The 13,241-nt window shown below is 75.2% G+C and carries 13 protein-coding genes; 7 read left to right on the top strand and 6 right to left on the bottom strand.

Features of this window, described 5'->3' with window-relative positions; translation table 11 throughout:
* The first annotated feature begins 5 nt into the window (after positions 1-5).
* The gene (locus tag PP1_RS01720; protein WP_010231605.1) at positions 6-944 is read left to right on the top strand and encodes a PDR/VanB family oxidoreductase; all 939 of its coding nucleotides are present in this window, start codon (positions 6-8) and stop codon (positions 942-944) included.
* Positions 941-1,165, top strand: coding sequence for a hypothetical protein (locus PP1_RS01715; protein WP_010231607.1), 225 nt, complete (start codon positions 941-943; stop codon positions 1,163-1,165). Before PP1_RS01720 ends, PP1_RS01715 begins: the two co-directional genes overlap by 4 nt.
* Positions 1,166-1,174: 9 nt before the next feature.
* Here PP1_RS01715 and PP1_RS01710 read toward each other — a convergent pair whose 3' ends face one another.
* Complete coding sequence (locus tag PP1_RS01710) at positions 1,175-1,399, bottom strand: DUF3072 domain-containing protein (protein WP_010231609.1); 225 nt, start codon at positions 1,397-1,399, stop codon at positions 1,175-1,177.
* A gap of 109 nt (positions 1,400-1,508) precedes the next feature.
* Between PP1_RS01710 and ligD the strand changes: the two genes are divergently transcribed.
* The 5 genes from ligD to PP1_RS01685 all read left to right on the top strand — a co-directional run bounded on the left by ligD (position 1,509) and on the right by PP1_RS01685 (position 8,020).
* A complete protein-coding gene (gene ligD / locus PP1_RS01705) occupies positions 1,509-3,473 on the top strand; it encodes a non-homologous end-joining DNA ligase (RefSeq protein WP_337819660.1) in 1,965 nt (654 codons plus the stop codon).
* A 5-nt stretch (positions 3,474-3,478) separates the two neighbouring features.
* Positions 3,479-4,252 carry a glycerophosphodiester phosphodiesterase family protein gene (locus PP1_RS01700; RefSeq protein ID WP_010243774.1) on the top strand — a complete coding sequence of 258 codons (774 nt, stop codon included), beginning with the start codon at positions 3,479-3,481 and terminating at the stop codon, positions 4,250-4,252.
* A gap of 43 nt (positions 4,253-4,295) precedes the next feature.
* Positions 4,296-5,612, top strand: coding sequence for an MFS transporter (locus PP1_RS01695; RefSeq protein ID WP_050802589.1), 1,317 nt, complete (start codon positions 4,296-4,298; stop codon positions 5,610-5,612).
* Between the two features lie 246 nt (positions 5,613-5,858).
* Positions 5,859-6,200: an RNA polymerase-binding protein RbpA gene (locus PP1_RS01690; protein WP_010243772.1), complete on the top strand. Its 342-nt coding sequence runs from the start codon at positions 5,859-5,861 to the stop codon at positions 6,198-6,200.
* A gap of 77 nt (positions 6,201-6,277) precedes the next feature.
* Complete coding sequence (locus PP1_RS01685) at positions 6,278-8,020, top strand: DUF885 domain-containing protein (protein ID WP_060576636.1); 1,743 nt, start codon at positions 6,278-6,280, stop codon at positions 8,018-8,020.
* Positions 8,021-8,045: 25 nt separating this feature from the next.
* On the opposite strand, the gene PP1_RS01680 is transcribed toward PP1_RS01685, so the two are convergent.
* The 5 genes from PP1_RS01680 to PP1_RS01660 form a co-directional block, all read right to left on the bottom strand.
* Positions 8,046-8,819 (bottom strand): polyprenol monophosphomannose synthase, encoded by a 774-nt coding sequence (locus PP1_RS01680; RefSeq protein WP_033200745.1) that lies wholly within the window; start codon positions 8,817-8,819, stop codon positions 8,046-8,048.
* Positions 8,812-10,521 carry an apolipoprotein N-acyltransferase gene (gene lnt / locus PP1_RS01675; RefSeq protein WP_249265985.1) on the bottom strand — a complete coding sequence of 570 codons (1,710 nt, stop codon included), beginning with the start codon at positions 10,519-10,521 and terminating at the stop codon, positions 8,812-8,814. The genes PP1_RS01680 and lnt overlap by 8 nt, the downstream gene beginning before the upstream one ends.
* A gap of 62 nt (positions 10,522-10,583) precedes the next feature.
* A complete protein-coding gene (locus PP1_RS01670) occupies positions 10,584-11,429 on the bottom strand; it encodes a PIG-L deacetylase family protein (protein ID WP_060575952.1) in 846 nt (281 codons plus the stop codon).
* Between the two features lie 296 nt (positions 11,430-11,725).
* A complete protein-coding gene (locus PP1_RS01665; protein WP_010228285.1) occupies positions 11,726-11,920 on the bottom strand; it encodes a PspC domain-containing protein in 195 nt (64 codons plus the stop codon).
* Between the two features lie 102 nt (positions 11,921-12,022).
* A complete protein-coding gene (locus PP1_RS01660; protein WP_010228284.1) occupies positions 12,023-13,156 on the bottom strand; it encodes a M24 family metallopeptidase in 1,134 nt (377 codons plus the stop codon).
* Between the last annotated feature and the right edge of the window lie 85 nt (positions 13,157-13,241).

Raw genomic sequence — 13,241 nt, 5'->3', positions numbered from 1 at the left:
CCACGATGGACCTGATGGTGGAGGACCGCCGGGACGAGGCCGACGGCGTCGTGTCCCTGACGCTGGTCCGCGCCCGAGGCGGTGAGCTCCCGCCCTGGACACCGGGTGCGCACGTCGACCTCCGCCTCGCCGACGGGCTCGTGCGCCAGTACTCACTGTGCTCCGATCCCGCCGACCGGACCCGCTGGCGCATCGGGGTACGGCGCGAGCCCGACGGCCGCGGTGGGTCCCGGCACGTGTTCGACAAGCTCCACGGCGGCGACATCGTCGACGTCGGGGACCCCCGCAACCACTTCGAGCTGGTGGCGGCGGCGCACTACGTCTTCGTCGCCGGGGGCATCGGGATCACCCCGCTGCTGCCGATGATCGACCGGGCCCAGCGGGCCGGAGCCGGGTGGTCGCTGCTCTACGGCGGGCGCAGCCGGTCCTCGATGGCCTTCGCCGACGAGCTGGCCCGCTACGGCGACCGGGTCGTGATCGCCCCGCAGGACGAGGTCGGCCTGCCCGACCTCGCGACCCCGCTCGACGGCGCCCCGCACGGCACCCTCGTCTACGCCTGCGGCCCGGAGGCACTGCTCGACGCCGTCGCCGCACGGACGGCGGCGTGGCCGGCCGGGAGCCTGCACGTCGAACGCTTCGCCCCGAGGACGTCCGCACCCGCCGGCCGGGACGGGACCTTCGAGGTCGAGTTCGTCGCCAGCGGGGTCACCGCCGTCGTGGGGCCGGACCGCAGCGTCCTCGACGTCGCGGAGGAGGCCGGGATCCGCGCCGACTGGTCCTGCCGGGAGGGGACCTGCGGAACGTGCGAGGCCGGGCTGCTCGGCGGCCGCGCCGAGCACCGGGACTCCGTGCTCGACGACGACGAACGCGCCGCCCAGGACTGCATGATGATCTGCGTCTCGCGCGCCGAACAGGGCTGCCCGGCGTTGCGGATCGACCTGTGACCGCCCACCACCGGAGCCGGTTCCACGTCCGGGCCGCCGAGGAGCCGGTCGTCGACCAGGGCGACCCCTCCGACAGCACCTGGGTCGCCGCCGGCGGTGACCCGCGCGACCCCGCCCACGCCCCGCACGGCATCCACAACGACACCGGCGGGACGCTGGAGTTCCTCTGGGGGTTCGACCGGCCCCGCCTGGACTCGGTCGGCATCGTCTGGGACGAGTAGCGCGGCCCCTCACTGCCCGCGGCCGGTGGCCTCCTGCAGCTCGTCGATCCGGCGGGACGCCGCGGCCTTGCTGAGCCCGTCGAGCTCGGCGGTCCCGTGGCCGGCCTCCTGCAGCAGCGTCTCCAGGTACGAGCGCTGCGGCCCCGTCATCGGCTCGTCGCCGGTCGTCCAGTCGCCCGGGTCCTTCTCGGCGGTGCCCGGTTCGGTGTCGTCGGTCGTGTGGTCGTTCGTCATGGGATCGAACGTATCTTCGATGCGCGCTCCCCGCGCGGTGGACACCCGCCGGCGCCGTCATCGCGTCGCACGGCAGGTCCGTGGGCCCCGCGATCGCTAGGCTCCCCGTGTGCCGCTCGACGAGTACCGCCGCAGGCGCGACCCGCGGCGCACCCCGGAGCCGGTGCCCGACGGCGACCCGGAGTCCGGTGGCGACGACCGGTTCGTCATCCAGGAGCACCACGCCACCGCGCTGCACTGGGACCTCCGGCTGGAGCGTGGCGGGGTGCTCGCGTCCTGGGCGGTGCCGAAGGGCCTGCCCGAGGACAGCGAGACCGTCCGGATGGCCGTGCGCACCGAGGACCACCCGCTGGAGTACCTCGACTTCCACGGGGACATCCCGCGCGGCGAGTACGGCGGCGGGCACATGACGGTCTGGGACTCCGGGCGTTACGACACCGAGAAGTGGAACGACAACGAGGTCGCCGTCGTGCTGCACGGCGAACGCGCCCGCGGCCGGTTCGTCCTGCTGCACCGGGACGGCGGGCAGGGGGCCGGCCGGGCGGACCGGTGGCTGCTGCGCCGCACCCGCGACCAGCCCGCCGGTTCCGCGCCTGCCGGGGCGCCGCTCCCCCACGACCCCGTCGCCGCGGTCCCGACGGCGGCCCGCCGGCTGCCCGCCGGGGACGGCTGGCGCGTCCGCCCCGTCTTCGGCGGCCGCCGGATGCTGGTCCGCAGCGACGGCGGCCGGCTCACCCTGCGCCCGATCGGCGACGACGGCTCCCCCGGCGACCCGGTCGACACACCCGCGGCGCTCCGGGACCTCGGCCCGGAGCTCGGCGCGGGCGGGCACCTGCTCGACGCCGAGCTGACCGGCCGCGGCGAGCTGTGGATCGCCGACGTCCTGCACACCGGCGGCCGCGACGTCCGTGCGCTGCCCCTCGACGAGCGCCGGGCGCTGCTGGAGGCGCTCCCCCTCGACGGGCCGCACCGCAGGCCCGTCCCGCTGTACCCGAACGCGGGCGCGCGGCTGCTCGACGCCGTCCGGCAGCAGGGCCTGCCGGGCGTCGTCGCCGTCCGGGAGGGGTCGCCCTACCCCGAGGGGCCGAGCGACGACTGGCGGGAGGTGCCGGTGACCGGGAGACGGGACACCACGCGCAGGAGCAGCGGGGCGGCGCACCGCGACGGCTACGGCCGCGCGTCGCTGACCAACCCGGACAAGGTGCTGTACCCGGCCACCGGCACGACGAAGGCCGAGGTCCTCGGGCACTACCTCGCCGTCGCCGAGGCGATGCTGCCGCACCTGGAGAGCCGCCCCGCCACGCTGAAGCGCTGGCCGGACGGGGTGGAGTCGTCGTCGTTCTTCGAGAAGAACGTGTCCCGGCACGCGCCGTCGTGGCTGCGCACGGCACGGGTCGGCACGCCCGGCGGCCGGTCCGAGTCGGCCGACTTCGCGGTGATCACCGACGCCGAGGGGCTGGCCTGGGCGGCGAACCTCGCGGCGCTGGAGCTGCACGTCCCGCAGTGGCGGCTCGGCCCGCGCGACGCCAGGCACCCACCGGACCGTGTCGTGTTCGACCTCGATCCCGGTGAGGGGACGACCGTCGTCGACTGCTGCCGCATCGCACTGCGGCTGCGCGCGCTGCTCGACGAGCACGGGCTGCCGGTGTACCCGTCGACGTCCGGCGGCAAGGGCATGCAGCTCTACCTGCCGGTGCGGGTCACGGAGCCCGAGCGCACCTCCGAGTTCGCCCGGGAGGTCGCCGAGCGGCTCGCCGCCGAGCACCCGCGGGAGGCGATCGCGGTGATGACCCGCGCCCGTCGCCGGGGAAAGGTGTTCGTCGACTGGAGCCAGAACAACACGGCCAAGACGACGATCGCCTCGTACTCGCTGCGCGGGCGCGAGCGGCCGACCGTGGCCACCCCCGTCACCTGGGACGAGGTGGACGCCTGCCGCGAGGCCGGGGACCTGGTGTTCACCTGCGACGACCTGCCCGGCCGGCTGGACACCCACGGTGACCTGATGCGTCCCCTGCTGGACACCGAGGGTTTCCGGCTCCCCCGTGGTGGGGCGATCTTCGAGGTGCCAGGCTGACCGCCGTGCCGCACCCGTACCTGGACGGTCCGTACCCGCGCGCCTACGCCCACCGGGGCTGGCACCTCGGCGAGCTCGACGGCTGCGAGAACACGGTCGCCGCGTTCGTCGCGGCCGCCGACCACGGACTGCGCTACGTCGAGATGGACGTCCACGCCAGCGCCGACGGCGTGCCGTTCGTGCACCACGACCCGACCCTGGACCGCACCACCGGCACGACCGGGCGGATCGACGCACTGCCCGCCGCGGAGCTGGACACGGTCCGGGTGCGGGACCGGGAGCCGCTCCCGCGGCTCGCCGACGTCCTCGCCGCGCTGCCCGGCGTGCGGATCACGATCGAGCTGAAGTCCGACGACGTCGTCGGCCCCGCGCTGGCGGTGCTCGACGCGGCGGACGCCTGGGACCGGGTCTGCCTCGGCTCGTTCGACGACCGCCGCCTCGCACGCGCCCGGTCGCAGGCCGGCCCGAGGCTCTGCACCTCGATGGGGCAGCGGGCGGTGACCGGCCTGCGCGCCCGCGCCTGGGGTGTGCCGGGCCTGCTGCTCCCGGGGATCGGCGGAGAGTTCGCGCAGGTGCCGACCCACTTCGGGCCGATCCCGGTCGCGTCCGACCGCCGGTTCGTCGCGGCGGCCCACCGCAGCGGCCACGAGGTGCACGTGTGGACGGTCGACGAGCCGGCGGAGATGCACCGGCTGCTCGACCTCGGTGTCGACGGGCTGCTGTCCGACCGCCCGGACCTGCTGCTGCAGGTGCTCGGCGAGCGCGCCGGGTCTGCGTGATCGCACGGAGGCCGGCCCCGGTGTCCGCCGATACCCTCGCCCGGTGACCGCAGCAGTACTGCCCGAGACCGGGCCCCGCCGATCCCGCGTGTGGGCCTGGGGGCTCTGGGACTGGGGCTCGTCGGGCTTCCAGCACATCGCCCTGACCTTCGTGTTCTCGGTCTACCTGACCGACGCCGTCGGTGCCGGCCTGCCGGGCCCGGTCTCCGCGAACAGCTGGCTCGCCTGGTCCACCGCCGCAGCCGGCGTCCTCATCGCGCTGATGGCGCCGGTGATCGGGCAGAGCGCCGACCGCGCCGGGCACCGGCTGCGGTCCACCGGGATCTGGACGGCGCTCGTCGTGCTGTCGATGGCCGCGATGTTCGCCGTCCGCGACGACTGGTCGTACCTGTGGCTGGGCCTGCTGCTGCTCGGCCTGGCGTCGATCTTCGCGGAGCTGGCGTACGTCTCGTACTACGCGCTGATGGCCCAGGTCTCGACCCCGGCGACGGTCGGGCGGGTGTCGGGATTCGGCTGGGCGCTCGGCTACGTCGGCGGGATCGTCCTGCTGCTGCTGGTCTACGTGTGCTTCCTGTCCGGCGACGGCGGCCTGCTCGGCGTGCCCACCGACGGCGGGTTCGACGTGCGGATCTCGGTACTGGTCGCCGCGGTCTGGTTCGCGGTCTTCGCGGTCCCGATGTTCCTGCTGCTCCCCGAGACGCGGCCCGCGTCGCCCGGGTCACCACGGCTGGGCGTGGCGGGCTCCTACCGCCGGCTCGTCACCGACCTGGTCGGGCTCTACCGGTCGAGCCCGCACACCGTGTACTTCCTGGGCGCCAGCGCGCTCTACCGGGACGGGCTCAACGCGATCTTCGCCTTCGGCGGCGTACTGGCCGTGACCGTGTACGGGCTCGACCCGGGCCAGGTGCTGATCTTCGGTGTCGCGATCAACGTGGTGGCCGCGCTCGGCGCGCTCGCCGGTGGCCGGCTCGACGACCGGTTCGGCCCGAAGGCGGTCGTCGCGGGCTCGCTCGCGGGTCTCACCGTGGTCGGCGTCGTGCTGCTGTTCGTGTCCGGCCCGACCATGTTCTGGATCTTCGGGCTCGTGCTGGGGGTGTTCGTCGGACCGGCCCAGGCGTCGTCCCGGTCGTACCTGCTGCGGATGTGCCCGGAGGGCCGGGAGGGGCAGCTGTTCGGGCTCTACGCGACCACCGGGCGGGCCGTCTCGTTCCTCGCCCCGGCGCTGATCGGTCTGTTCACCTACCTGTTCGGCTCCGACCGGGCCGGCACGATCGGCATCGTCGTCGTGCTCCTGGCCGGGTTCCTCGCGCTGCTGCCGGTCCGCTCCCCGGCCCGTGCACAGGCACGATCGGGCACGTGAACACTCGTCGACCCTGGTGTGAGTGCCATCACACATGGCTGACACGTCACATCAGCGTGTGTAACGGGCTCCGGTAGGGAACACTGGCCCATCGGGCGCAGAGAGGGTTACCCCCGGGTAAGAACCGGGGTGATCCGCCTGCCCCGCCGCCGGAATAGCGTAACGCCACGAACGTTACACCCGGTGGCGGCGACGTAACCGTCGAGGTGCCGCCGCCTCGACAGATCGCAAGGAGGGTGACGACGCATGGCCGACCGCGTTCTGCGTGGCAGCCGGCTCGGGGCTGTCAGCTACGAGACCGACCGCAACCACGACCTGGCGCCGCGGCAGATGGTCCGGTATGTGTCCGAGTCCGGTCACGAGTTCGAGGTGCCGTTCGCGAACGACGCCGAGGCTCCGGCGACCTGGGAGTCGCCCCAGGGCGGCGTCGGGCGCCGGGTCGACGGTGTCGAGCCCGAGCAGAAGAAGCAGAAGCCCCCGCGTACCCACTGGGACATGCTTCTCGAGCGGCGTTCCATCGCCGAGCTGGAGGAGCTGCTCAACGAGCGGCTGGAGCTTCTGCGCGAGCGGCGCGCCGAGATCGCCTGAGCTCGGAGCACAGTCGTACGGAGCCCGGACCCCCGCGGGGGTCCGGGCTCCGTCGTGTCCGGGGCATGATGGCGGCGATGAGCGATCACAGCAGCAGCGCCTCCCGCCCCGGCGGAGCCGACCGGGCCGTCCGGGACCTGGCCGACGACCACGTCCGCCGCCTCGCCCGCCTCGACCCGATCCTCGCCGGGGACCTGGGGTACACCGAGCGGCAGGACGAGCTGCCCGACCTCTCCCCCGACGGGACCGCCGCCGTCGTCGCCGCCTGCCGGGACACCCTGGACCGGCTCGCCGCGCTCCCCGACCCGGCCGATCCCGACGAGCGGCGCTGCGCCCGGCTGCTGACCGAGCGGCTCGGCGCCCAGATCGACCACGCCGCGTCCGGCGAGCCGCTGCGCGCGGTCCAGGAGCTGTTCGGGCCGCTCGCCACGATCCGGACCGCCTTCACGCTCATGCCCGTCGACGACGAGGCCGGCTGGGCCACCGTCGCCGCCCGCATGGCGGCGGTGCCCGCCGCGATGGAGCAGTACCGGGCCTCGCTGGCCGAGGGCCGCCGTCAGGGACTGCTGGCGGCGCCCCGGCAGGTCGCCCGGGTCGCGGAGCAGATCGAGTCCTGGAACGCCGACGCCGGCGGGCGGGGCTGGTTCGCGGGGTTCGCCGGGCAGGCCGAGGTCGGCCCGGGGGTGCGCGCCGACCTGGACCGGGGCGCGGCGCAGGCGTCGGAGGCGCTCGCCGGCCTGCGGGACTGGTTGCGGGAGGAGTACCTGCCCGCGGCGGAGGGCACCCCGGACGGCGTCGGCGCCGACCGGTACCGGATCGCGTCCCGCTTCTGGAACGGCGCCGACATCGACCCAGGCGAGGTGTACGCCTGGGGCTGGTCGGAGTTCCGCAGGCTGCGCGACGAGATGGCCGCCGAGGCGGACCGGATCGTCCCGGGCGGCACCACCCGCGAGGCGATGGCCTTCCTCGACTCCGACGGCGGCGCCAGCGGCGTCGTCGAGGGTGGCGAGGCCGCCCGGGCACACCTGCAGAAGATCATGGACGACACGATCGCGGAGCTCGACGGCACGCACTTCGACCTGTCGGGCCGGATCCGCGACGTCGAGTCCCGCCTCGCCCCGGCGGGCAGCGCCGCGGCGCCGTACTACACGCCGCCGTCGCTGGACTTCTCCCGGCCGGGCCGGACCTGGCTCCCCGCCACGCCCGACGACCGCTACCCGATGTGGGACCTGATCAGCACCTGGTACCACGAGGGCGTCCCGGGGCACCACCTCCAGCTGGCGTCCTGGGCGCTGCGGTCCTCCGAGCTGTCGACGTTCCAGACGTCGCTGGTGGGCGCGGTCAGCGCGGACGTCGAGGGGTGGGCGCTCTACGCCGAGCTGCTGATGGACGAGCTGGGCCACCACACCGACCCGGGCTCACGGCTCGGCTACCTCAACGGCCAGATGCTGCGCGCGGTCCGCGTGGTGATCGACCTCGGGATGCACCTGTCGCTGCCGGTCCCGGACGACTCCCCGGTCGGCGCGGGCCTGACCTGGACCCCGGAGCTGGGACGGGAGTTCTTCGGTATGCACGTCGGCGGCGGCGACGCACTGGCCGACTCGGAGCTGCTGCGCTACCTGGGCGGGCCGGGCCAGGCGATCGGCTACAAGCTGGGCGAGCGTGCCTGGCTGACCGGCCGCGAGCGTGCCCGCGAGGCGCACCGGGCCCGTGGCGAGACCTTCGACCTGGCCGCCTGGCACGCCGCCGCGCTGGCGCAGGGCACCCTCGGCCTCGACGATCTGGTCCCCGAGCTGGCGGAGCTCCCCGCGCGCTCGTGAGCCCCGGTGCCCCGGGGGCGTCCGCTCAGGAGCGGGCGCCCTCGGCGACCGGGCCGGCCGGTTCCTGCGGGAGGTCGCGGCCCAGGCGGTGCGACAGACCCCAGCAGGTCACCCGCCAGAGCGCCTCGGCGACGATCGCGCCGTTCATCTTCGACGCGCCGCGCTGCCGCTCGGTGAAGGTGATCGGCACCTCCTGGACGCGGAAGCCGGCCCGGACGGCGCGCCAGGCCATGTCGACCTGGAAGCAGTAGCCCTGGGACGCCACCGAGTCGAGGTGCAGCTGCTCCAGAACGGAGCGCCGGTAGACGCGGTAGCCGCCGGTGATGTCGCGGATCGGGACGCCGAGGGCGAGCCGCGAGTAGAGGTTCCCGCCGCGGGACAGCGCCGCGCGGTGCCACGGCCAGTTCACGACGCGGCCACCGGTCACGTACCGGGAGCCGAGGACGACGTCGGCGTCGCCCAGCGCGGCCAGCAGGGCGGGCAGGTCCTCGGGGGCGTGCGAGCCGTCGGCGTCCATCTCCACGACGACCTGGTGCTCGCCGGTCAGGGCGTGCCGGAACCCGTCGAGGTAGGCGGCACCGAGGCCGTCCTTGCCGGCCCGGTGCAGGACACGCACCCGCTCGTCGGCCGAGGCGAGCTCGTCGGCCAGCTCACCGGTGCCGTCCGGGCTGGCGTCGTCGACGACGAGGACGTCGGCCGCCGGGACCGCCGCGTGCAGCCGCGCGACCGCGGGACCGAGGTTCTCCCGCTCCTCGTAGGTCGGCACGACGACCAGCACCGGGCCCGGTGGTTCAGCCATCCTCGTCCTTCCCCGCCCGCGCGCGCCGCTCCGACGGCTCCGCCGACCCTACTGCCTCGCCCCGTTCCCGCCGCACCGCCACGCATGCGGCACCGGCGGCGAGGAGGCCGATCACGGTCAGCGTCCACTCCGGTCCGGAGCGCAGCCGTGCGGACAGCGTAGTCGTCGTGCGCAGCTCGATGCGATCGACCAGGACTCCGGGGACGAACTGGCCCGTCCGGGCCGTGACGGCACCCTGCGGTGTGATCATCCCGGACACCCCGCTGGTGGTCGCCACGACGACCGGCCGGTCGAACTCCACGGCGCGGACCCGGGACATCGCCATCTGCTGGTAGGTCATCTCGGAGAAGCCGAAGGTCGCGTTGTTGCTGGGGACGGCGAGCAGCTGCGCGCCGGCGTCGACGGCGTCGCCGAACGCGTCGTCGAAGGCGATCTCCCAGCAGATCGCGACCGCGGTGGGGACCCCGGCCAGGTCCACCAGGCCGTCGCCGCCGCCCGGGACGAAGTAGCCCGCCCTGTCCACGTAGGACGAGAAGAGGCGGAAGAAGGACCGCCACGGCATGTACTCGCCGAACGGCTGGATGCGCCGCTTGTCCTGCCGGTCGACGACGCCGGTGCCCGCCTCCCACACGAGCGCGGCGTTGCTCGTGGTCCGGCCCGGGTTGACCAGCACGGCCCCGACCATGATCGGGGCCCGGACCGCGCGGGCGGCCGCGTCGATCCGGGCGGCGGCGTCCGGGTTGCGCAGCGGGTCGATGTCGGAGGAGTTCTCCGGCCAGATCACCAGGTCCGGCTGCGGCTGCCGGCCGGCGGCGATCTCGGCGGCGAGGTTCTCGGTCTCGCGTGCGTGGTTGTCGAGCACGGCCCGGCGCTGGGCGTTGAAGTCCAGGCCGAGCCGGGGGACGTTCCCCTGGATCGCGGCGACGGTGACGGTGCGGGCCGGGGGCCCCGGCGAGGGCGGCACCAGCGCCGCGAGCGGTCCGGCCACCCCGACGAGCAGCAGCAGGACGACCGGCACGGCGACCGCCCGCAGCGCGCCCGCGCGGCCGTCACCGGCGGGACGGGGTGCCGGCAGGCCGGGGACCCGGCCCGCGACCGCGCGCCGGAGCAGCTCGGTGAGCGCGAGCCCGGCGAGCACGGTGGCGAACGACAGCAGCGGCACACCGCCGATCGCGGCCACCGGGAGCAGCGGGGACTCCGGCTGGGAGAACCCGACCCGGCCCCACGGGAACCCGCCGAACGGCACGCTGCCGCGCAGCAGCTCGCCCCCGACCCACACGGCCGCGGCCCACACCGGCCACAGCACGCCGAGCCGCCCGGGTACCCGCGACACCAGCGCCATCACCGCGCCGGTCAGGCCGAGGAACAGCGACTCGAACGCCGACAGCGCCAGCCACGGTGGGGTCTGCACCAGGGCGCCGACCCAGACGAGCAGCGGGAGCAGGAACCCGAGCCCGAACGCGAACCCGGCCAGGAAGCCGCGGCCGGGGCGGGCGTCGCGCAGCAGCAGGCCGAGCACGGCGAACGCCGGCACCGCCAGCCACCACAGGCCGTCGCGCGGGGGGAAGGACAGGTAGAGCAGCACCCCGGCGGCGGCCGCGACGGCGGCGACGGCACCGGAGGCGAGCCACCGCCGGCGGCGGCTCACTGCGGGGTCACCGGCCACCGGGCCGGGAGCTGGGGGCACGCGCACGGACGCCACACCGAGGAGGGTACGACCGCGACCGTGAGCCCCCGGTGACCGGATCGATCACCGGGGTCCGCTCAGCGGGCGCCGGCGAGCAGGTGGGCGTTGCCGAGGGCGTCGAGGACGCCCGGTGCGGCGGGGGCACCGTCGCGTTCCCCGCGCAGGAACCACTCGTAGCCGTAGGCGGCGGCGAAGCCGTCCCCCGGGACACCGGCCGGGTCGATCTGGCTGGCGTGCGCCAGCATCGCGTCCCGCTTGACAGCGAGCTCGGCGGCGGTCCCGGCGACCGCGACCGCGATCTCGGCGGTGACCCGGCCGAACGGCACGCCCGCGGCCCGGGCGGCGCCGTGGACGAGGTGCCCGTCGCGGGCCGAGACGGCGAGGTGCTCCCGGTCCACGGTCATCCGGTAGCCGGTCGCGCCGGTGAGCGCGACGGCCACGGCGCCGGCGGCGTGCGCGGCGCGGTGGTCGGGGTGGCCGTAGATGCCGGCGTCGTCGTCGTGCACGACGGTGCCGGCGCCCTCGGCGTCGACGAGCTCGGCCACGGTGCGTCCGAGGACGACCGGGTCGGCGCCGGCGAGGGCGTGCGGGTGCGCGGTGCCGGGCCCGCCGGGCAGGCCCGAGTCGCGGTGCCCGAGCAGGACGAGCCGGGACACGCCCAGCAGCGCGGCGGCGTCCTCCAGCTCGCGGCGGCGCCGCGCGGTGACGGTCTCCCCGTCGGCCAGCGGCAGCCGGGAGCCGCCCAGGTCGCCGCCGGTCGCCATGACCAGCACGATCCGGGCGCCGGCGTCGGCGAGGCGGCGCAGGGTGAGCCCGGTGAAGATCGACTCGTCGTCGGGGTGGGCGTGCAGCGCCACGACGGTCTCGCCGGAGAGGTCGGGGGTGTGCGCACCGTTCAGGGGTGCGGGGTGGTGCAGGGGCACGGTGTGATCGCTTCGCGTGCGGGGCCGGTGACGGCCGGGCGGGACGGGACCGGGACGGGTCCGGTGCCGGACGCGGAGGCGGGGGACGTCAGCGTCGCGGGCACGGACCCGGACGACAGCAGCACGCGACGACGCGCACGGAGGTGCGCGCGGCGGCGGTCGTCGGGTCGATCACGCGGCCATCATGGCAGCACGGTGCCGCGGAGGCGACGGCGGGGCGTGCGAGAGCGCCCACAGGCACCCCGGCGGCGACGGGCGGCACACGCCCGTCCACCGCCGGGGGGCGGACCGGTCGGTCAGTACTGCGCCTTCGGCATGATGATCCACAGGATGATGTAGATCACGAACTGCGGGCCGGGCAGCAGGCAGGACAGGACGAACAGCAGCCGGACCGTGCCGCGGCCCAGGCCGAACCGGTCGGCGAGGCCCGCGCAGACCCCGGCGATCACCGTGCCGTTGCGCGGCCGGACGAGACTGCGGGACTGCGGCATGTTCAACGGACGCTCCTTCGGATGTCAGTGCGTGTACCCCTCACAGGGTGGCAGTTCCGGGGCCGGCCGCGCTCGGGGATCACCCGGGGACCACCCCGGGGATCACCCCCGGAGGACGACGAGGTCGCGCGGGTTGTTGTTGAGCCGCTCCGCTCCGCCCGCGGTGACGACGACGATGTCCTCGATCCGCGCACCCCACTGCCCGGCCTGGTAGATGCCGGGCTCGATCGAGAACGCCATGCCCTCCTGCAGGACCAGGTCGTTCCCGTCGACGATGTAGGGCTCCTCGTGCACGTCGAGCCCGATCCCGTGCCCGGTGCGGTGGATGAAGTGCTCACCGTGGCCGGCGGCGGCGATGTGCTCGCGCGCGGCCCGGTCGATGTCGGCGGCGGTCGCGCCCGGCTTCACCGCGGCGACGGCGCGCTCCTGCGCCTCCTGCAGCACCGCGTAGGTCCTCGCGACCTCCGGGGCGGGCTCGCCGCCCACCGCGTAGGTGCGGGTGCAGTCGGAGTTGTAGCCACCGGGCAGCGGACCGCCGATGTCGATGACGACGACGTCGCCGGCCTCGATCACCCGGTCCGAGACGTCGTGGTGCGGGCTGGCGCCGTTGGGACCGGAGCCGACGATGACGAACGCGGCCTCGGTGTGCCCCTCGGCGAGGATCGCCGCGGTGACGTCGGCGCCCACCTCGGCCTCGGTGCGGCCGGGACGCAGCCACTCGCCCATCCGGGCGTGCACCCGGTCGATCGCGGCGCCGGCGTCGCGCAGCCGCGCGATCTCCCCGGTGTCCTTGCACATCCGGAGCTCGCGCAGCACCGAGCCGGCGAGCACCTGGGGGACGTCGGGGAAGGCGTTGCGCAGGCCGAGGACGTGGCGGGCGGCCATGTCGTCGTCGACCGACATCCGGGTCGGGCCCCCGGCGAGGTCGCTGACCAGCAGGTAGGGGTCCTCGCCGTCGGTCCAGGTGACGAGGTCGATGCCCAGCGCCTCGAGCGGCACGCCGGCGAAGCCGGGCGCCTCCAGCGCGGGGACGACGAGCGCGGGCGGCGCACGGTGCCCGGCGGCCGGGACGACGAGGCAGGTCAGTCGCTCGTGCGAGGACCCGTCGAACCCGGTCAGGTACCGCAGGTCGGTGCCGGGGGTCAGGAAGAGCACGTCGGTGCCCTGGTCGGCGGCGTGCTCACCCGCCCGGCGCAGCCGGTCGGCGAGCAGCTCGGTGGGGACGGCGTCGGTCATGGGCGTGAGCGTATGCGGGTACGCGGGGTGTGCGACCGCCGCCCGGCCCAGCGCGCGTCCCCCGGCCGGACCAGCGCCGACGGCT

Source organism: Pseudonocardia sp. P1 (assembly GCF_000178675.2).
GTDB lineage: Bacteria > Actinomycetota > Actinomycetes > Mycobacteriales > Pseudonocardiaceae > Pseudonocardia.
The sequence above is the reverse complement of the archived record's forward strand: the minus strand, read 5'-3'. Positions and strand labels throughout refer to the sequence as shown.

What these genes read in the sequence shown, in the direction of transcription:
- PP1_RS01665 (WP_010228285.1), bottom strand. Translation starts at nt 11,920, where the DNA reads ATGCCGCAGTCCCGCAGTCTCGTCCGGCCGCGCAACGGCACGGTGATC.
- PP1_RS01690 (WP_010243772.1), top strand. Translation starts at nt 5,859, where the DNA reads ATGGCCGACCGCGTTCTGCGTGGCAGCCGGCTCGGGGCTGTCAGCTAC.
- PP1_RS01680 (WP_033200745.1), bottom strand. Translation starts at nt 8,819, where the DNA reads ATGGCTGAACCACCGGGCCCGGTGCTGGTCGTCGTGCCGACCTACGAG.
- PP1_RS01685 (WP_060576636.1), top strand. Translation starts at nt 6,278, where the DNA reads ATGAGCGATCACAGCAGCAGCGCCTCCCGCCCCGGCGGAGCCGACCGG.
- PP1_RS01720 (WP_010231605.1), top strand. Translation starts at nt 6, where the DNA reads ATGGACCTGATGGTGGAGGACCGCCGGGACGAGGCCGACGGCGTCGTG.
- PP1_RS01710 (WP_010231609.1), bottom strand. Translation starts at nt 1,399, where the DNA reads ATGACGAACGACCACACGACCGACGACACCGAACCGGGCACCGCCGAG.
- PP1_RS01660 (WP_010228284.1), bottom strand. Translation starts at nt 13,156, where the DNA reads ATGACCGACGCCGTCCCCACCGAGCTGCTCGCCGACCGGCTGCGCCGG.